Annotated in this window: 18 protein-coding genes; 5 read left to right on the top strand and 13 right to left on the bottom strand. The window is 72.2% G+C overall.

From position 1 onward, the window contains the following. Positions 1 to 7 precede the first annotated feature (7 nt). Entirely contained in the window at positions 8 to 547 is a 540-nt protein-coding gene (locus tag QCN29_RS06100; RefSeq protein ID WP_240139357.1) for a WcaF family extracellular polysaccharide biosynthesis acetyltransferase, read from the bottom strand. Between the two features lie 279 nt (positions 548 to 826). Between QCN29_RS06100 and QCN29_RS06095 the strand changes: the two genes are divergently transcribed. Then, positions 827 to 2,281: a hypothetical protein gene (locus tag QCN29_RS06095; protein WP_279926706.1), complete on the top strand. Its 1,455-nt coding sequence runs from the start codon at positions 827 to 829 to the stop codon at positions 2,279 to 2,281. Between the two features lie 37 nt (positions 2,282 to 2,318). On the opposite strand, the gene QCN29_RS06090 is transcribed toward QCN29_RS06095, so the two are convergent. The 6 genes from QCN29_RS06090 to QCN29_RS06065 all read right to left on the bottom strand — a co-directional run bounded on the left by QCN29_RS06090 (position 2,319) and on the right by QCN29_RS06065 (position 8,402). Further along, positions 2,319 to 2,699, bottom strand: a complete 381-nt coding sequence (locus tag QCN29_RS06090) for a peptidase inhibitor family I36 protein (RefSeq protein ID WP_279926653.1) — start codon at positions 2,697 to 2,699, stop codon at positions 2,319 to 2,321. Positions 2,700 to 2,755: 56 nt separating this feature from the next. Next, the gene (locus QCN29_RS06085) at positions 2,756 to 3,415 is read right to left on the bottom strand and encodes a hypothetical protein (RefSeq protein WP_279926652.1); all 660 of its coding nucleotides are present in this window, start codon (positions 3,413 to 3,415) and stop codon (positions 2,756 to 2,758) included. 12 nt (positions 3,416 to 3,427) lie between these two features. Further along, positions 3,428 to 3,865 carry a hypothetical protein gene (locus QCN29_RS06080; protein WP_279926651.1) on the bottom strand — a complete coding sequence of 146 codons (438 nt, stop codon included), beginning with the start codon at positions 3,863 to 3,865 and terminating at the stop codon, positions 3,428 to 3,430. A gap of 147 nt (positions 3,866 to 4,012) precedes the next feature. Further along, the gene (locus tag QCN29_RS06075) at positions 4,013 to 5,266 is read right to left on the bottom strand and encodes an MATE family efflux transporter (RefSeq protein WP_279926650.1); all 1,254 of its coding nucleotides are present in this window, start codon (positions 5,264 to 5,266) and stop codon (positions 4,013 to 4,015) included. Then, a complete protein-coding gene (locus QCN29_RS06070; protein ID WP_398859134.1) occupies positions 5,263 to 7,017 on the bottom strand; it encodes a lipopolysaccharide biosynthesis protein in 1,755 nt (584 codons plus the stop codon). Before QCN29_RS06070 ends, QCN29_RS06075 begins: the two co-directional genes overlap by 4 nt. A gap of 167 nt (positions 7,018 to 7,184) precedes the next feature. After that, positions 7,185 to 8,402: a glycosyltransferase gene (locus tag QCN29_RS06065; protein WP_279926648.1), complete on the bottom strand. Its 1,218-nt coding sequence runs from the start codon at positions 8,400 to 8,402 to the stop codon at positions 7,185 to 7,187. 127 nt (positions 8,403 to 8,529) lie between these two features. Between QCN29_RS06065 and QCN29_RS06060 the strand changes: the two genes are divergently transcribed. Further along, positions 8,530 to 9,009, top strand: a complete 480-nt coding sequence (locus QCN29_RS06060; RefSeq protein ID WP_279926647.1) for an adenylyltransferase/cytidyltransferase family protein — start codon at positions 8,530 to 8,532, stop codon at positions 9,007 to 9,009. A gap of 66 nt (positions 9,010 to 9,075) precedes the next feature. Here QCN29_RS06060 and QCN29_RS06055 read toward each other — a convergent pair whose 3' ends face one another. The 3 genes from QCN29_RS06055 to QCN29_RS06045 all read right to left on the bottom strand — a co-directional run bounded on the left by QCN29_RS06055 (position 9,076) and on the right by QCN29_RS06045 (position 11,860). After that, positions 9,076 to 9,849: a CDP-alcohol phosphatidyltransferase family protein gene (locus QCN29_RS06055; RefSeq protein WP_398859129.1), complete on the bottom strand. Its 774-nt coding sequence runs from the start codon at positions 9,847 to 9,849 to the stop codon at positions 9,076 to 9,078. A 167-nt stretch (positions 9,850 to 10,016) separates the two neighbouring features. Continuing rightward, on the bottom strand, positions 10,017 to 10,736 hold the full coding sequence (locus QCN29_RS06050; protein WP_240139365.1) for a flavodoxin family protein: 720 nt from the start codon (positions 10,734 to 10,736) through the stop codon (positions 10,017 to 10,019). A gap of 146 nt (positions 10,737 to 10,882) precedes the next feature. Further along, entirely contained in the window at positions 10,883 to 11,860 is a 978-nt protein-coding gene (locus QCN29_RS06045; RefSeq protein ID WP_279926645.1) for an LAETG motif-containing sortase-dependent surface protein, read from the bottom strand. A 207-nt stretch (positions 11,861 to 12,067) separates the two neighbouring features. On the opposite strand from QCN29_RS06045, the gene QCN29_RS06040 reads away from it, so the two are divergent. After that, positions 12,068 to 12,487: a YciI family protein gene (locus QCN29_RS06040; protein WP_279926644.1), complete on the top strand. Its 420-nt coding sequence runs from the start codon at positions 12,068 to 12,070 to the stop codon at positions 12,485 to 12,487. Between the two features lie 102 nt (positions 12,488 to 12,589). Here QCN29_RS06040 and QCN29_RS06035 read toward each other — a convergent pair whose 3' ends face one another. From QCN29_RS06035 to QCN29_RS06025, 3 genes are read right to left on the bottom strand one after another with little or no spacing between them, the layout of a single operon-like run. Then, positions 12,590 to 13,447: a copper chaperone PCu(A)C gene (locus tag QCN29_RS06035; RefSeq protein ID WP_279926643.1), complete on the bottom strand. Its 858-nt coding sequence runs from the start codon at positions 13,445 to 13,447 to the stop codon at positions 12,590 to 12,592. Further along, a complete protein-coding gene (locus QCN29_RS06030; protein WP_279926642.1) occupies positions 13,428 to 15,905 on the bottom strand; it encodes a heavy metal translocating P-type ATPase in 2,478 nt (825 codons plus the stop codon). Before QCN29_RS06030 ends, QCN29_RS06035 begins: the two co-directional genes overlap by 20 nt. Continuing rightward, entirely contained in the window at positions 15,902 to 16,135 is a 234-nt protein-coding gene (locus QCN29_RS06025) for a hypothetical protein (protein WP_279926641.1), read from the bottom strand. Before QCN29_RS06025 ends, QCN29_RS06030 begins: the two co-directional genes overlap by 4 nt. A 180-nt stretch (positions 16,136 to 16,315) precedes the next feature. On the opposite strand from QCN29_RS06025, the gene QCN29_RS06020 reads away from it, so the two are divergent. After that, positions 16,316 to 16,906: an HhH-GPD-type base excision DNA repair protein gene (locus QCN29_RS06020; RefSeq protein ID WP_279926639.1), complete on the top strand. Its 591-nt coding sequence runs from the start codon at positions 16,316 to 16,318 to the stop codon at positions 16,904 to 16,906. 153 nt (positions 16,907 to 17,059) lie between these two features. Then, a complete protein-coding gene (locus QCN29_RS06015; protein ID WP_398859133.1) occupies positions 17,060 to 18,604 on the top strand; it encodes a M28 family metallopeptidase in 1,545 nt (514 codons plus the stop codon). The last annotated feature ends 36 nt before the right edge of the window (positions 18,605 to 18,640 follow it).

Raw genomic sequence — 18,640 nt, 5'->3', positions numbered from 1 at the left:
CGGGGGGTCATGCGGGCTCCTTGACCGCGCGGCGCTCGCCGTCGGCGGTGTGCAGGGTGAGTTCGGGCAGGTTCTTGTGGAGCACCGCGCCCGCGCCGACGACGGCGTGCCGGCCGACCGTGACTCCGGCGAGCACGGTGGCGCGGGCGGCTACCCAGGCGCCGTCCTCGACGGCGATGGGGGCGTTGCGGTACCGGAAGTCGGCGGCCCGGTGGTCATGGCTGCCGGTGCACAGCAGCGCCTCCTGGGAGATGCAGGCGTGTGCGCCGACGGTGATCGGTTCGAGGTTGAGCAGCCAGGCGCCCTCGCCGATCCAGGCATGGTCGCCGACGGTCAGCTTCCACGGCCACAGGACCCGCACCTTGTGCCGTATCAGCACACCGTCGCCTATGGTCGCGCCGAACGCGCGCAGCAGCCCGGTGCGCAGCCGGGCGGGGCACCACCAGGCCATGAAGACGGTGTTCATGACGGCGAACCAGAGCGCCTGGGTCAGTTTGCCCCGGCCCTTGTCGTATCCGGCCAGCGTGAAAGCCGACAAATCCCTCATACTGCCCCCAACTCGCGCTTCTCCGCCCTGGAACCCCCGCTGCGGCCATGAAGAGCTCAGGCTAACGGTTGACTGTCCGCATCGTTAGACTGCGCCGAACGGGACGAAACGAGGGGTAAAACGGGAGTGACGGCCGACAGCACGTCGACAGACGTACGCGACGGTGTCCCACCGGCGGTGCGGTCCGGCGCGGTCGTCCCGCTGCCCCCGCCGTTCGCGCCGCGCACGCTGCTCTCGCGCGCCCTCGCGGTACCGCTGGTGCTCGGCCTGTCGGTGTTCATGCCGCTGGTGGTCATCTCCCAGCCGGGCGGCGGCGCACGGGACGCGGCTTTCTGGCTGCAGCTCGCGCTCACCGTGTACTGCGGGGTGCGGCTGGGCGCGATGATCCTTACCAGCCGCCGCAAGCTCCTCCAGGGCTCCTTCTGGCTGTTCTGCTACATGGCGATGGGCGTGGCCCCGCTCGCCCAGGCCGTCCTGGGGCAGGTGCCCACCCCGGTCGTCGGCCCGCGCGAGGACCTCGTCCAGGCGGTCTCGCTGGTGCTGCTCGGCTGTTTCGCCTTCGACGTGGGTGCGCTGATCGCCCGCCACCGGCCGGTGCGCCACCGGCGCGCGGCGCGCGCAGGCGGCCACCCGGGCGGCCACCCGGGCAGTCACGCGGGCGGCCACGGAGGCGTACACCCCGGGGAACGCGCCGGTGATCCGGAGATCGACCGTCCGCCGCTGCTGATCCACCGCCGCCGGCTGTATCTGCTCACGTTCTTCGCCTTCGTCTGCGGCGCCATTCTGATCGTCAAGCTGGGCGGCCCCGCGGTCTTCTTCTCCAGCCGCCAGGAGATCATCGCCGGCATCGAGGAGGCGGGCGTCTCAGGCGACGGCGGCCAGGCGGGCCAGGCCTTCCTGCGCGGCTTCGGCACCGTGCCGCCGCTGATCGCGCTGCTCGTCTACACCCGCTGGCTGGTCACCTCGCGGCGCGCCCGCCGCACCTGGTCGGTGATCGCCGTCTTCGCCGCGCTCGTCGTCCTCAACGGCATCGTCAACAACCCCGTCTCCAACCCGCGCTACTGGTTTCTGACGGTGATGTTCGCGCTGCTGTTCGCCGCTTTCCCGGTGAGCGCGGCGATGTACCGGGCGTCGCTCAGCCTGGGCGTGATCGTCGCCCTGTTGGTCTTCCCGTTCGCCGACCGCTTCCGCTACGACGAGAACAACACCCGGCAGATCGAGACGACGTCCTTCCTGGAGCCGCTGGCCCTCAAGGACTACGACCAGGTCGGCATGTTCGCCAACACCATCACCTACGTGGAGTCCGGACACGGCCATTCGTACGGCTACCAGCTCGCGGGCTCCCTGCTCTTCGCCGTGCCCCGCTCCGCCTGGCCGGACAAGCCGACCGACACCGGTGTGACGGTCGGCGAGTGGATGGGCGCGCGCAACACCAACCTCTCCTCCCCCGTATGGGCCGAGCTGTGGATCGACTTCGGCCCGGTCGGCATGACCGCGGGCCTGGGCGCCATCGGCTATGCAGCCGCCCGCGTGGACCGCCGCATCGCCCGCCGCGCGGTCCGCCGCTCCCCGCCGGGCAGCCTGATCCTGATCATCGCCCCGCTCCTTGCCGGCTACTCCTTCATCCTCATCAGAGGACCGCTGCTCCAGGCGATGGGGCGGGTCGCGATCGCGGCGGTGTGCATCGCGCTGATCGCGACCTACAAGAAGGACTGGGGCGCACGGCTCGGCTGACCCGGTCCCCGCGCCCGCAGGCCGTGCGGGGATGCGCTCAGCAGCTCATCGCCCAGGTGTGGGAGTCCCCGTCGTCGTTGGCGGCGGCGCTGTAGCCGACCTCCTGGCCGGGGGCGAGGCAGATGGTCATATGGCCGCCCTGGTGGGCCCCGGAGTAGACCTTCACATGATCGGGGATTCCGGGGCCCGAGATGCCGTGGTTGGCCCAGGACGAGTCCTCGTCGGCGATCCAGCTCTCCCACCAGTCGTCATCGCCCGACCAGTTGGCGCGCTGGCCGTCGAAGTCGGTGTGCTCCCAGGCGCAGAAGTGGCCGCTCGGGCAGTCGGCGGCGGCGGCCGGGGCCGCCGTGGCGAGGGCGCCGGTGAGAAGCAGGGCGGCCGCGGCGGCCGGGATCAGGGACTTGGTGAGCAGCTTCATGGGAGGTTCAGGCCTTCCTGGTCGGTGGTGCGTCAGGTGGTGCGTCAGGTGGTGGGTCAGGAGCGCGCGGGGACGACGTCCAGCGCGCGGTGGAGTGCGCGGTTGCGCAGCTGCCGGTAAGCGGTGAGTTCCTTGTCCCGCAGGGTGCGTACCTCGGCCAGCAGCTCGGGTTCCAGCCGGGATCTGACCTCGGCCAGTTCGGCTTCCTCCCGTGCGCACCGCTCGGCGGCGGCGGTCCGCGCGGCGGCCGTGCAGCGGTTCCGCCGGGCGAGCGCCTCCTGGAAGTCCGGGTCCTCGTTCATCCGGGCTCCGGCTTCGGCGCGCAGGTTGTTGACGGTGACCTCGGCCGTGAACCAGCTCCGCTCGTCGTCGCCGTACAGCGTGCGCCGGGCATCGGCGAGGCAGCCGTCGGTGTGGGCGGTGACGGTGTGGCCGGTGGGCAGGGTGAGGGACAGCTCGCTGGGGCCGGAGCCGAAGAGCGCGGCCTGGAGCCGGCGGTCCTCGGCGGCGGAGGCCTTGCGTTCGAGGGTGAGGCCCCGGTCCTGAAGGCAGCGGGTGACCAGAGTGTGCTGGGCCGACTTCAGCAGGTCGTCCCCGGCCCGCTCGGCAGCGGGGACGTCCGGGGGCCGTACGCCCCCGGGCGTCGAAGCGCAGCCGCTCGTCAAGGCGGCGACTGCGGCTGCCGCGCAGAGCGCGCGCAGCGGAAGAGGCGGCAAACAGGGCATGGCTCAGGCGGCCTCGCAGCCCATGGTCGTATCGGCGACGCCGTCGATGCGGGAGCCCCAGGACCAGTTGTCGCTGAAGTCGTACGGGCGGATCAGCCGGTGGTGGCAGCCGTTCCTCCCCCAGTCGATCGCGTACACGCTCCGGTTCGCGTCGGAGCGGAAGGACGCGGTCTTGTCGTGGTGGGACGCGGGGACGTCCGCATACCCCGGTGGTCTGTAGCACCAGCCGGAGCCGTGCTGGCCCGGCTCGGTCCAGAAGCACACTTCTCCGGGGCCGCGCTCCTCGGCGGAGGCGGAGGCGGACGTGGGAGACGCGGACGCGGCAGACGCGGACACGGGAGACGCGGACACGGGAGACGCGGACGCGGCGGAGGGAGACGCGAGCGCGGGCGCCAGAGCGGTGAGGACGACCGCGGCGGACAGGGCGAGCGTGCGGTGCATGGGCACTCCCGTGGGACGGGCAGGAAGGGGTGTCCCGCCCATGGCCGCAGACGGGGCACCGGCAAGCTGCCCCGGCTCCGAAGACGCCATTCCGCCGCACTCGGCAGCTCACACCAACGAGGGATCCAGCAGCACGACCGGCTCTCGTCAGCGGTCGTGAATGCGCTCCTTCGCGCCTTCCGGCGCGTCCGACGCCGCCGGGCGGCGCCGGACGCGGGACACGCGCCACCAGGCCGCCGCCGCCTTCGCCGCGGAGCCCGCGGCCAGTCCCCACGCCGCGCCCAGGGCCCCGCCCCACACATACCCCAGCGCCAGCAGGGCCACGGACAGCAGAGAGAAGACGACCTGGACGGAGAGGGTGTCCCGGGGACTCAGGACGCGCAGGGTGAGCAGCGCGCTGACGCCCAGTCCCATCAGCGTGTACTGCGCGCCCGTCGCCGGGAGGAGTGCGGCGACCGCGGGCCAGGTGTCGCCGAGGACCTGACGGCCCCAGCCCTCCGGGAGCAGCCCCCACGCCAGCGCCCACACCGCGGCCGCCGCCGCCAGGGCGGCGGCCAGCACGGCCGTGGCGCGGACGACCGCGCGGCCCCCTCCGCCCAGTCGGTTGAGCAGGGGCGGGCCGAAGGCGTTGGCGGAGCCGAAGAGGACGTTCAGCGGGCCGAACAGGGTGGACGCGCCGCGCAGCGCGCCCACCGCGAGGGGGCTGCCGAAGACGCCGAGGCCGAGCACCGCGAGCTGGCTCGAGCCGTTGCCGACGGCGAACTCGACCGCGAAGCGCTGCCCCAGATGGCCGCGCCGCACATAGGGCCGCAGATCCATGCGCGCGCCCGCGAGCGGACGGCGCAGCAGCAGGGCGGCGGCGGCGAGGCTCGGCAGCGTCGCCAGGCCCCAGGCCAGGATCAGCCGGGCGGGCGAGGAGTCCTGGGGCTGGGCTGCGAGCGCCGCCACACTGCCCAGCAGCCGCAGGGTGTCCGCCGCCAGCGCATGGTGCGGGCGGGCCAGCACGGAGAAGCAGTAGCGGGAGCCGTCCTGGAGCAGGACGAGCGGCAGTACGGCTCCGAGGGCGACCAGTCCCGCGCCCGGGCCGGGGAGCACCGCGCCCGCCGCTGCCAGCACCGCCCCGGCGGCGAGCGACGCGGCGGCCGTGAAGCCGAGTGCCGAGCGGCAGGCCGCCGCCGTGTCGGCGGACTCGCCGCGTACGAGGACGAGGGCCTGTCCCACATACGCCATGAACAGGCCCAGCAGCACGGTGAACACCAGGTACACCATGGAGAACTGGGCGAATCCGGATGCCGTGGAGAGCCGGGCGGCCAGTACGAGGACGAGGATGTTCGTCAGGCCCGTCGCCGCCTGGTCCAGCACCGAGGCGAGGGCTGCGCCCGCCCCCCGGCCGCCTCTCATGAGCGGTTGCGAGGCGGTACGGCGGCGCGCAGCGTGACCGTGGCGGTGCCGTCGCCGAGGTCCGGCTCCTGCTGCCGCTCCCGCTGGGCGCGTTCGCCCGGGGCGGGGCTCGGGGCCGCGGCGGGTGCCGTGCGCCCGGGATTCTCAGCCGGTGCGCCGCGCTTGCCGCCGCCCCGCCTGCCGCCGCCGCTGCCCTTCCCGCCGCGCTGGCCGGGGCCCTCGCCGCGGTGCATCACCGTGCCCAGGACCGTGCCGCCCGCACCCGTGATCAGATCGCGCAGCCGGGCGAGCTGCGAGCGGTGCACACCGCGCGGGTCGCACACCACGAGCACGCCGTCCACCCGGTCGACGAGCGCCAGCGCGTCCGCGTACGCGAACACCGGGGGCGTCAGCACGATCACGGTCACCCGCGGGTCGTCCGCCTCGGCGACCAGCCGGGACATCTCCGGCGAGGTGAGCGCCCGAGCCACATTGCGTACGTTTGCCCCCGGCACCAGTTCAAAGCTGCCCGACTCCCCGGCGTCCACGGTCAGCCGCCGCCGGCCCGGCCAGCTGTCCGCGTCGCCCTCGTGCCCGTGGCCCTCGTAGGTCCACGCCGGACGGCTGACCTCCTCGGCGTCCAACTGCCGCTCCAGGGAGGGCCTGCGCAGATCTGCTTCCACGATCAGCGTGCGCTTGCCGATCTCGGCGAAGGACGCGGCCAGGTTCACCGCCACGGCGGCGGCGGTGCGGCTGGAGCCGCGCGGCGCGGCCACCAGCAGCCGCCGCCGGTCGGCGAACCGCTGGTCGTAGGCGAGGCGGTAGGCGATCGAGCGGTACTCCTCGGCGAGCGGGGACTCCTCGCGGTCCTCGGCCAGCAGCGGATCGCTCTCATAGGCCCGCGGCAGCGAGCCGAGGACGGGGGCGCGCAGGGCGCGCGCCACATCGCCCTCGGAGCGCGCCGCCGGGTCGAAGACCAGCCGCACCCAGGCGATCAGCAGACCGAGCGCGACGCCGACGGCCCCGCCGAGACCGAGGGAGAGCGCCCAGCCGGGGCCGTCCGACGACTTGGGCGCGTCGGCCACCCGGATCACCTTGCCGGGGGTCATGTCGAGCGCTTTGAGCTTGCTGATGCGGTTGCTCAGCTCGGTGATGCGGTTGAGGAGGTTGGCCTTGACGGTGTAGTCCGCCTCGTTCTCGGAGGACGTCGTGCTGCCGTCCAGTTTCTCGGCCAGTTCGTCGTGTTGCTTGGAGATCGGGTCGAGCTGCGTCTGCAGCCCTTTGATCATGGTGTCGCGGGTGACCTTCGTCTGCTCCTCGCGGTCCTTGAGGTACGCCTGGACCAGTGCGTTGGCCCGCTTCGCCGACACGCCGGGGTCGTTCGAGGTGTAGCTGAAGCGCAGCACCAGCGACTGGGGCGGGGTGGTGACCTGGAGCCCGGAGGTCAGCTCGGCGACCGTTCCGGTGAAGTTCAGCTCCTTGGCGGCCCGTTCGGCGGTGCGGCTGCTCATGGCGGCCTGCCGCTCGGAGTTCATGTTGAGCGTCTTGTCGACCGCGATGCTCGGGTTGAAGGGGTCCTCCGTCGGGGTGCGGAGCACCACATCGCTCGTGGCGACATAGGTGTCGGCGGTGCTGTAGCCGAGCCAGCAGCCGCCGAGGAGGCCGAGGAGCACTCCACCCGCGATGAGGCGGGGGTAGCGCAGGAGCTGCCGGAACTGGTCCCTCAGCAGATCCGGTTCGTCCTCCGCCGCGGACACGACGGGGGTGTGCACGGGTATCTGCCGGGGCGCGGGCGCGGGGTCGTGCGGCGCCGGGTGTCCGCCGTGGCCGCTCCTGTCGCCATGACCGCCGCTCTGGCCGCCCCCGTGACCGCCGTGGCTGCCATGGCTGCTGTGGCTTCCGTGACCGCCGTGGCTGCTGTGGCCGCTGTGTGCGTCCGTCACCTGTCCGACTCCCTTGCCGCTTCTTCGATCAGCGCGTCATAGCGGGCCAGCCCCGCCGCCCGGCCGAGATGGGCGGCGACATGGCGGGGACCGGCGGCCCCCAGCTTCCGGGACGCCTCGGGGTCGGCCGCCAGTTCGCGTACGGCCGCCAGCAGCGCCGCCGGGTCCTCCGGCGGCACCAGCACTCCCGCGCCCGAGCGCCGTACCTCCTGGGCGGTGCCGCCGGAGTCCGCGACCGAGGCGACGACCGGCCGCCCGGCGGCGAAGTACGAGGTCAGCTTGGACGGCACGCTCATATCGAGCACCGAGGCCCGCTGGGTCACGGCCAGCACATCGGCCGCCGCCAGCACCTCGGGGAAGTCCTCGTCCCCGACCGGCTGCATCATCTCCAGATTGGGCACATCGGCCGAAAGCCGCTCCAGCGGCTGCCGCTGGTTGCCGTCACCCATGAGCACCACACGTGTCTTTGGATCGAGGCGGGCGGTCTCCACCAGCACTTCCAGGCCCTGCTTCAGGCCCATGTTCCCGGAGTGCAGCACAATCGTTTCACCCAGCCCCCAGCCGAGCCGTGCGCGCATCTCGTCCCGGGGGCGCGACGGGGCGGACACATGCGACCAGTTGGGGACGATCCGCATCCGCTCCCGCGGCACCCCCATGGCGGCCACGCGCTCCGTGAAGGTCTCATGGATCATGCCGACCAGCGTCGCCCTGCGCAGCGCGTATGCCTCGACCCGCCCGGCGACCGCGGCCGCCCTGTCTCCTCCCTGGATGCCGCTCTGCTCGGCGGCCGCACCCATCAGATCCTGGACGACGGGTATGTACGGGACCTTCCAGCGGGCCGCCAGACGCGCCCCCGCGATGCCGCCCGCCAGGCTGGGCAGCTGGGCGACGACGGCGTCCGGCCGCCCCATCCTCGGCGGCGCGGCGAGCGAGTGGGCCAGCACCGAGCCCTCGAAGAGCGCGCGCTGCACCGCCGTCTGCCGGCGCGGCACCGTGTGCCGTCTGCGGTGAATCGTTACTTCTGCGCGCAGCTCCGTCTGCCGCCACTTCCCCGCGTACGCCGGGTCCACCGACCAGGCCGGATAGTGCGGCATTCCGGCGAGCACATGCGTCTCATGGCCCTGCGCCGCCCAGTGTTCGGCGACCTGAGTGGCGTACGGACCGATGCCGGTGTGCTCCGGCGCATAGTTGGTCGACACCAGCAGCAGCCTCATCACAGGGCCCCCTCTTGACTAACGATCGCCCATGAACCCTAATCGTTCACGCATGCCTCACGTAACGTGCACGGTAATGTCGGCCGGGACGCACGGGGAGCGACCGGTCCAGAGGGGGCAATTCAGCGTGCAGCAGGAACGCAAGCCGTATCGGGTGGGATACGCGCCCGGCGCCTATGACCTCTTCCACATAGGCCATCTGAACATCCTCCGCCACGCCCGACAGCACTGCGACTATCTCGTGGCCGGAGTGGTCTCCGACGAGATGGCCGAACTCGCCAAGGGCCGCCGCCCGGTGATTCCGCTCATCGAGCGGCTGGAAATCGTCCGGAACATCAAGTACGTGGACGCCGCATTCGTGGAAACCGTCCCGGACAAACTGGACACCTGGCAGCAGGTCCGCTTCGACGTCCTGTTCAAGGGGGACGACTGGCGCGGCACCCCCAAGGGCGACAAGCTGGAGCGGGACTTCGCCACGGTCGGGGTCGAGATCGTCTACTTCCCGTACACCGTGCACACCTCCAGCACCCAGCTGCGGCGCGCGCTCGACACCCTGACGCAGCCGCCGGACCCGGCGACGGCCGGGCAGAGCGCCGAGCACTCGTAGCCCGCGCGGGCCCCGGGCCTCCGGGGCCGCACTCGACGGGCGATCGCGGCAATTCCCGCGGAGCGCTCAGGCGGCAGCAGCCACCGGCCGGTCCAGTTCGCGGAACCACTTGACCAGGAAGAGCGGCAGATACAGCGCCGCGGCCGCGCCCAGCAGCCCGTACCCCCACAGGAACAACGGCCCGCCGCCGAGCAGCAGGAACACCAGACAGAACACCCCGTGATCGACCGGCAGCAGCGCGACGGCGCGCAGCGTCGAAGGGGCGGGCGGCGCGCTGCCCGGAGCCGGCCCGGGCTTCAGCTTCTCGGTGAGCAGCCCGCCGAAGAACGTCACGACCGTGGCGAACAGGAACCCGAGCGGCAGGAGCAGCCAGCCGTCCGAGCCGCCGATGCCGAAGTGCTCGGGATGGCGGTAGAAGGCCACCAGCACGGCCGTGTGCAGTGCCGTGATCTTCGCGCAGTCCACCACATGGTCCAGCCACTCGCCCGCCGGGCTGCCGCCGCCGCGCAGCCGCGCCAACTGGCCGTCGGCCGAGTCGAAGGCGAAGCCGACCGCCAGGGCCAGCCACAGCAGGCCCCCGGCCCACCAGGCGGGCGCGGCGAACGCGAGCAGCGCGACCCCGGTGAAGCTGAAGACCGCGCTGACCAGTGTGACCTGGTTCGGGGTGAGGCCGAGGGCGTAGGAGCCCGCGGCCAGATAGCGTCCGACGGGCCGGTTCACCAGCCGTGAGTACAGCGACACCCCCTTGGCCGCCTTCTGCGCCCCACGCAGCCGCTCCAGCGCCTCGCGCGCGGTCATCGCCGCGGACGTCCCGGCCACCCCGCCGCTCGCCTCCGCCATCGAACCTCCTTGCACATCTCGTTCACCGATTCGCCACATGATGTCAGGCCGCAGGGCCGCCGGGGCGGGGCGAGCGGGAGTTGGCGGATCAGCGATGGTCGCGATGTCCGGTGACCGTCAGCAGTGGCGTCAGCAGTGGCCGTCAGCGGCGGCCGGCGGTGGTCTGGTCAGCGGTGTTCCGGGTTCGGGAAGTCGGAGCGGCAGCCGGCGTCCCACGCGGAGCGCTGGTTTCCGTGGGCGGGGATGCCTCCGGCCCGCTTCAGCATCAGCGCCAGATGCATCAGGTTCCAGGTCATGAAGGCGGTGTTGCGGTTGGTGAAGTCGTTCTCCGGGCCGCCGGAGCCCGGGTCGAGATACGAGGGCCCCGGGCCCGCCTCGCCGATCCAGCCCGCGTCCGCCTGCGGGGGGATCGTGTAGCCGAGGTGCTGGAGGCTGTAGAGGACGTTCATCGCGCAGTGCTTGACGCCGTCCTCGTTTCCGGTGATCAGACAGCCGCCGGCCCGTCCGTAGTAGGCGTACTGCCCCCGGTCGTTGAGGAGGCTGGAACAGGCGTAGAGGCGCTCGACGACCTGCTTCATCACACTGCTGTTGTCGCCCAGCCAGATCGGCCCGGCCAGGACCAGGATGTCGGCGGCCATCACCTTCTCGTACAGCCGCGGCCACTCGTCCGACGCCCAGCCGTGCTCGGTCATATCCGGCCAGACCCCGGTGGCGATGTCATGGTCGACGGCACGGATCAGCTCGGTGGCCACGCCGTTCTGTTCCATGACGGCCCGACTTCTGTCGATCAGGCCCTCGGTGTTGCTGACCTCCGGCGAACGCTTGAGGGTGCAGTTGACGAACAGGGCACGCAGGTCGGCGTAGCCGACATCGGTCTGAGCGGTCATGGGGGCAAACTGCCGCATGGGGGCCGCGGACGCCATCAGACGCGCCCGGCGGCCCCACGGCGATACGGGAGAGGTCCCCGACCGGCGTACGCTCGGGGACCTTCCGCATCTGCCTTCCGTCGGCTGTCGGCTGTCGGCTGTCGGCCTCAGGCGTCGGCGGCCGCCTTGCGGCGGCGGACGACGAACACCGCGCCCGCGCCCAGCGCCACGGCGGCGCCGCCCACCAGGGCGATCTGCGGCAGGGCGGAGGACGAACCGGTCTCGGCCAGGTTCCCGGACGACGTGGTGTCCTCCACCGGCGTGCCGGATGTGCCGCCCTGCTCCTTCACGGCCTCGTCGGCCTTGCCGGGCACGGCCAGTTCGGCGGGTTCGGCGTCCTCGACGCCGGAGCCCGCGCCCTCGCTCTTGCCGCCTTCGCGCTTGCCGTCGTCGGCCTCGTTCTCAGCCTTGCCGTCCTCGGCCTTGGCGCCGTCGCCCTGGTTCTGGCCCTTTGCTTCCTCTTCAAGGGCCTTCCTGGCATCGGCCAGGGCCTTTTCGGCGGCGTTCCTGTCGGCGAGCGCCTCCTCCGTGGCGTTCTGCAGCGCTGAGTACTTCCGCGCGACGGCGACCCGCGCGTCGTCCGAGGCCTTCCCGGCATCCTTCGCCTCGGCGTGGGCGGCGGCCGCTTTCTCCTTGGCAGCCGTGGCCGCGGCCTCCGCGTCAGTCACCTTCTTCTCCGCGGCGGCCTTCTCCTCCGCGGTCGCCGACTCGTCCAGCGCGGCCAGAGCGGACTGAGCGTCGGCGAGCGCCTTGTATGCCGCCACCTTGGCCTCCTGGGCTGCCTTCGCCTCCTCCCTGGCGGCCTTGGCGGCCATGTCCTGCGGGGTCTTTGTGGACATGATGTGGTCGAGGGTCTTCCGCAGCTCCGCCTCGGCCGCGGCTGCCTTGTCGTATGCCTCCTGCGCCTCCTTCGCCGCCTTCTCCAGCTCGGCGATCGACGGCTTGGCCTTCTTCTCCCCCGTCTCCGACTGCACCGCGGCGGTCGACGGCTTGTCGTCGGCGAGCGCCGGTGCGGCGGACAGCAGAGCGAGCGGCGCGGTCACGGCGACGGCGACGGCGGTGGAAACAGTGCGGCGGAGATTCACATGAGCCCTTTGGTCGAAAGGCGGAATGACAAACGGCGTTGATCGTATGACTTCACGTCAGGCCGCGAACAACCGGATTCCGCCTTTTCCGACGCCGCACCTCGTCATTGTTCATGCCCATAGACCCTGAAAAGGGACAGTTGCCCGCATGTGATGCGATTCTCCTGTGAGTCATGTCATTCGTTTGTCCCGAGGAGTGAGTGAATCGTGAAGTATCTGGTGATGGTGCAGGGCGCGCAGGCCGACTACGACGCGATGAACGGAAAGGCGTCCGCGTACAGCCCGGCCTGGAACGAGCAGGACCTCAAGACGATGTTCCTCTATATGAAGGCCGTCAACGACGAACTCTCCGAGTCCGGCGAGCTGATCGACGGCAACGGCCTGGCCGAGCCCGCGCAGACGCGGTTCGTCGGCCGCGACCCCGACGGACGGCCGGTGATCACCGACGGGCCGTACCGGGAGACCGAGGAGGTGCTCGCCGGGTACTGGGTGCTCGACTGCGCGAGCCTGGATCGGGTCACCGAGATCGCCGAGCGTGTGTCGCGCTGCCCGGTGCCCGAAGGCGTCCCCGAGTACCCGGTGGTCATCCGGCCCATCCCGGACTCCCCGCCGGTGGGCGAGTGGTGAGAGCCGCGCCCGGGGCGGAGGGTGCCTGTCGACCGGGAGTAGACGGCCAGGCGGAGGGCGTCCAGTCGACCGGGACCGGCGGTCCGGCTGCGGGCGCCGACCTCAGGAGCCGGGCAGGACCACCACCGCGCGGGCGCTCACCGTGCTCCCGTCACGGAAGCGCAGCAGGAACTCGACCGTCTCGCCCAGCGTGAGCGAGGGCGGGTCCTCGATCATCACATCGGCGATCGACGGGCGTGCCTTCTTCTCCTCGTCCGCCGGGATGCGGAGTGCCGGGACCGCCTTCATCAGCCCCTGGTCATTGGCGATCACATCCCGCGAGAGCAGATTCGCGGTCCCCGTCAGCGGGGCCTCCACGGACACGAGCGTGGCGTCCGTGCCGCCGGTGTTGCGCAGATCGATGTACGCGATGGTGTCCCTGGAGTCGATCGGCTGCACGACACGGGCGCGGACCACGCTGATCTCGGCCGGGGGCTGTCCCGCGGCCCCGGTCGACGTATAGGCGGTGAGCAGCCCCAGCGTCACGGCACACGTCCCCACGGGCACTCCGACGGCTCCGGCGAGCGCGGCGACGCGCCGCGAGCCGCCGGCGGGTCGCGGCCGCCCGCCGTCCGGGTCGCCCGGCCCGACGCCTCCGGTGGCCGCGGCCGGGTCCGTCGGCCGTCCTGCGTCCGAGTCCCCCGGCGCAGCGGAACGCACCCGCGCCCCGCGGCCGGGTCCTGCGGCCGGGTCCGCGTCCGGCCCGGCGGCGGACGGCAGCGACGCGCCGCCCCGCGCCCCGGACTCCTCGTTCGGAGGGTCCGGGGCCGAGTCCCGCTCGGACGGGCCTCCCTTGCCGGCGCCGCGGCTGGAGCCCGTGCTCCGGGGATGATCCGCGTCGGCGGCCGTGGCCGGGCCGGAGCCGGGCGGGAGCGCCCGGCTCTTCGGTGCGCCGACGCCGTCAGCGGAGGCTGTGGTCATCGGAGCCCCCCTTCGGGCCGGAGCCGGAGCCAGGGCCGGAGCCGACAACGGTGCCGGAGCCAAGAGCGGCAGCGGAGCCGAGAGCAGAGCCGGCACCGGTGCCGGAGTCCGAACCGGAGTCCGGGCCGGAGTGCGAACCGGGGTCGGCGGCCGGTCGCGCCGCCCCCGCGGGAGGGGCCGCACCCGTCCCGTACGCCCGCAGCCGCAGGCTGTTGCCGACGACGAGGACCGAGCTGGCGGACATCGCGAGCGCCGCGAACATCGGGTTGAGCCAGCCCGTGGCCGCCAGCGGCACGGTGACCGCGTTGTAGCCGAAGGCCCAGCCGAGATTGGCCCGGATCGTGGTGAGCGTGCGCCGGGTCAGGCGTACGGCGGCGACGACCGCGGACATGTCCTCCCGTACGAGCGTGATGTCGGCCGCCCCGATCGCCGCGTCCGTGCCGCCGCCCATCGCGATGCCCAGGTCCGCCGAGGCCAGCGCGGCCGCGTCGTTGACGCCGTCGCCGATCATCGCGACCCGCCGCCCGGCGGCGCGCAGCGCGGCGACCAGTTCCGCCTTGCCCTCGGGGGAGACGCCCGCGTGGACCGTCTCGATGCCGGCCTCGCGGGCCGCGGCCCGCGCCGGGGCCTCGGCGTCGCCCGTGACCAGGATCGGCTCGATGCCCAGGGCGATCAGCTCGGCGACCGCGTCCCTGCTGGAAGGCCGCAGGCGGTCCCCCACCGCCAGCACGCCGACCGGACGGCCGTCGAACTCCACGACGACCGCGGTGTGCGCGGCCGACGCGGCGCGCTCCAGGGCGCTGCGCAGTTCTCCGGGCAGTTCGGCGTCCTCCCGCGGCCGCCGTACACCGACCTCGCGCCCGTCCACCTGCCCGTAGACGCCCTCGCCGCGCACCGCGCGGAAGCCGGACACCCGCGGCAGCGCCGCCGGGGGCTCAGCGCCGCCCCCGGCCGCGGCCGCCGCCACGGCTCGCCCTATGGGGTGCTCGGAGCCGTACTCCACCGCGCCCGCCAGCCGCAGCACGGCCGCCGCGTCCGGCCCGCCCTCCGTCACGGTCGTCGCGGCGAGCGTCATACGGCCGGTGGTGAGCGTGCCCGTCTTGTCGAAGACGACGGTGTCGACTCCGCGCAGCCGCTCCAGCGCCTCGGGGCCCTTGATCAGCACGCCGAGCTGTGCGCCCCGGCCGGTCGCGGCCAGGAAGGCGGTGGGGATGGCCAGGCCCAGCGCGCAAGGGCAGGCGACGACGAGAACGGACACGGCGGCGGTGACCGCCGTCTCGGGTGCGGCGCCCGCGCCCAGCCAGAAGCCGAGGACGCACGCCGCGACGGTGACGATCGCCGGCACGAAGACCCCGGCGACGGCGTCGGCGAGCCGCTGCAGCCTGGCCTTCCCCGCCTGGGCGTCCGTGACCAGTCTGGTGATCCGGGCGAGCCGGGTGTCCGCGCCGACCGCGGTGGCGCGGACGACGAGCAGCCCGCCCGAGTTGACCGCGCCGCCCACGACCTTGCTGCCGGGGCCTGCCTCCACGGGTGTGGACTCGCCGGTGACCAGCGACAGGTCGAGCGCCGAGCTGCCCTCGACGACCTCGCCGTCCGTGGCGACCTTCTCGCCCGGCCGGACGGTGAACTCCTGCCCGGTGCGCAGCCGCGCGATGGGGATGCGCACCCCGGGACGCCCGTCGGGGCCGCGCACTTCGACGTCCTTCGCGCCCAGTTCGGCGAGGGCTCGCAGCGCGGACCCGGTGCCGCGTCTGGCCCGCGCCTCCAGTCGCCGCCCGGCGAGCACGAACAGCGGAACGCCTACCGCCGCCTCCAGATACAGATGCGCCCCGCTGTGTCCGCCGTCGCCGGGCAGCCAGGTGAACGGCATCCGCATGTCCGGGTCGCCCGCGCCGCCGAAGTAGAGCGCGTAAGCCGACCAGAGGAAGGACGCGATGACGCCGAGGGAGACGAGGGTGTCCATCGTCGCGGTGGCATGCCTCAGTCCGGCCAGGGCGCGGGAGTGGAAGGGCTGCGAGCTCCAGATGACCACGGGGGCGGCGAGGGTGAAGCAGAGCCACTGCCAGTAGTCGAACTGTAGGGCGGGCGCCATCGACAGCAGCAGGACGGGGGTCGCGAGCAGCGCGGTGATCAGCAGTCGCTCGCGCTCCTCGGCCTGCTCGTCGTACGCGTCGGACTCCGCGGCCGCGCCTTCGTCCCCGCCGTCCTCGGCTTCGTCGTCCGGGGGCGGCAGCTCGGCGGTGTACCCGGCCCGCTCGACGGTCTCGATCAGCACCTTGACGCCCACCTCGGGCGGATGCGCGACACGGGCGGAGCCGGTGGCCAGATTGACCGTGGCGGTCACGCCCTCGACCCGGTTGAGCTTCTTCTCCACGCGGGCCACACACGCGGCGCAGGTCATTCCGCCGACCAGCAGATCGGTGTGGGTCACCACGGAGGCGCCGAGCGTGTCGCTCATGGCCGCACCGCCCCGGGCGCCCGCATCCCGTGGTCATGGCCTCCGGCGCCGCCCGGCCCGTCCCAGCGCTCGCCCTCCTCCACCCGGTGCAGACCCGGCGAGACGGGGCCCGCGGCACGTCCCACGGCGAAGGAGACGGCCGTCAGCGCCAGCAGCAGCAGCACGAAGCCCGCCAGGGCCAACGGCGGGGTCACCCCCCGACGGGGTCCGGGGGAGCTCGCAGTCCTCATGGAGTCATACCGTACGGGGGTATGAGCGCTCCGGCGAAGCCCCAGCGGCTGTGAGAAACAACGGGCACCCCGCCGGGAACTCGCCGCCCCCGGAATCCGACCCTCCCCCAAGGGCCCCTCAAGCGATCTTGCGGGCCGTCCTCACTGGCGACCCGCACCGCACGGGGTGATCATCGGTCCATGACCACCTCGATCCATCTGTCCCAGCAACCCGAGGCCGACGAGCTGCTCAGCCGCAGCCCGCTCGCCGCCCTCGTCGGGATGCTGCTCGACCAGCAGATCCCGATGGAGTGGGCGTTCACCGGGCCGTACACGATCGCCCGACGCCTCGGGGCCGACGACCTCGACGCCGGGCAGATCGCCGCATACGACCCCGACGCCTTCGCCGAGCTGCTGAAGGAGAAGCCGGCCGTCCACCGCTACCCCGGCTCCATGGCCAAGCGTGTGCAGCAGCTGTGCCGGTACGTCGTCGACGAGTACGACGGCGACGCCCGTGCGATCTGGCGGGACGCCGCCGACGGCACGGAGCTGCTGGCGCGGCTGAAGGCGCTGCCGGGCTTCGGCGACCAGAAGGCGAGGATCTTCCTCGCGCTGCTCGGCAAGCAGTACGGCGTGCGCCCGGAGGGCTGGCGCGAGGCGGCCGGGGCCTACGGCGAGCTGGGCGCCTACCGCTCGGCCGCCGACATCACCGGGCCCGAGTCGCTCGCCAAGGTGCGCGCCCACAAACAGGAGATGAAGCGCGCCGCGAAGGAGGCGAAACACACACCCTGACGGACCGGAACATCCCCGATGAGACAGGGCAACGAGAGGAAATATGCAGTGAGTTGCGGCACAAGTGTTCACAGGACACTCAAAGATCGCTAACTTCCCCTCAACTCTGACCGCACGGGAAGGAACTCTGTGAACTCATCCCATCGCAGAGCCGTGGCCGCCATGGCCGCAGCCGCACTCGCGACCCCGCTCCTGCTGGCCTCCGCCTCCCCCTCCTCCGCGTCGCACCGCCTCGACCCCGGTGAGCGGGCGGCGAAGGAAGCGTCGAAGCTGGCCAGGAAGCTGGTGCAGAAGTCGTCCGCCGAGGACGCCTACCGGCACCTGGAGAAGTTCCAGCAGATAGCCGACTCGGCAGGCGGCCACCGCGCCGCGGGCTCGCTCGGACACGACGCATCGGCCGCGTATGTGTACCAGCAGCTGAAGAGGTGGGGCTACAACGTCTCGTATCAGCAGTTCGAGTTCATGTACACGGAGACGCAGGCCGAGAAGCTCTCCGTGGTCGCGCCCGAGTCCCGCGACGTCGAGATCAACGCGATGACGTACACCGCGTCCACCCCGGTGGGCGGCATCGAGGCCGATCTCACCGCGGTGCCGGTCGACGAGGACGGCACCACCGGCTGCGAGCCGGGCGACTATGCCTCCGGGACCTTCACCGGAAAGATCGCCCTGATCAAGCGCGGCGGATGCACCTTCGCCCAGAAGCAGGCCACCGCGGCCGAGGCCGGCGCCGTGGGCGCCGTCATATACAACCACTCCGAGGGCCCGCTCAACGGCACCCTCGGAGAGGCGGGCGCGGGCAAGATCCCCACCGGCGGCATCACGCTCGCCGAGGGCGAGAGGCTCGCCGCGGACCTCGACAAGGGCGCGGTGAAGCTCTCCCTGGAGATCCGCCAGCTCCAGGAGAAGCGCACCACCAACAACGTCATCGCGGAGACCCGGCACGGCAACGCCGCCAATACCGTGATGCTCGGCGCGCACCTCGACTCGGTGACCGCGGGCCCGGGCATCAACGACAACGGCTCCGGCTCGGCGGGTCTGCTCGAGGTCGCCCAGGAGCTGGCGAAGAAGGAGAAGCGGCCGACCAACAAGGTCCGCTTCGCCTGGTGGTCCGCCGAGGAGAACGGACTGCTCGGCTCCGAGCACTATGTCGCCAACATGAGCAGCCTCGACCGCAAGGAGGTCAAGCTCTACCTCAACTTCGACATGATCGCCTCGCCGAACTACGGCCTCTTCGTCTATGACGGGGACGACTCCGACGGCGTCGGCGCGGGGCCCGGCCCGAAGGGCTCGGCGCAGCTCGAGCGCGATATCACCGACTTCATGGACAGGCGCGGACTGCCGCACGAGGGCACGGACTTCACCGGCCGCTCGGACTACGGCCCGTTCATCGAGGTCGGCATTCCCTCGGGCGGCACGTTCACCGGCGCGGAGGGCGTCAAGACCGAGAAGCAGGCCGAGAAGTTCGGCGGCGAGGCCGGGGTGGCGTACGACAAGTGCTACCACGACGCGTGCGATGACCTCGGCAACGTCAACATGGCGGCGTTCGACGCCAACATCGACGTCATCGCCAATGCCGTGGGCACCTATGCCCACGACCTGAGTTCGCTGCGCAAGCCGGTCGAGTCCGTCCCGACCCAGGGCGACGAGGGCAGCGGCGGCGGTCTGCACGACGAACACGGCCGCGAGGTCACCGAGTAGGTCCAAAGGAGGGCGAGTTCTCCGGGGTGGGCGGCT

It is taken from the genome of Streptomyces chengmaiensis, assembly GCF_029846775.1.
Lineage (GTDB): Bacteria > Actinomycetota > Actinomycetes > Streptomycetales > Streptomycetaceae > Streptomyces > Streptomyces chengmaiensis.
The sequence above is the reverse complement of the archived record's forward strand: the minus strand, read 5'-3'. Positions and strand labels throughout refer to the sequence as shown.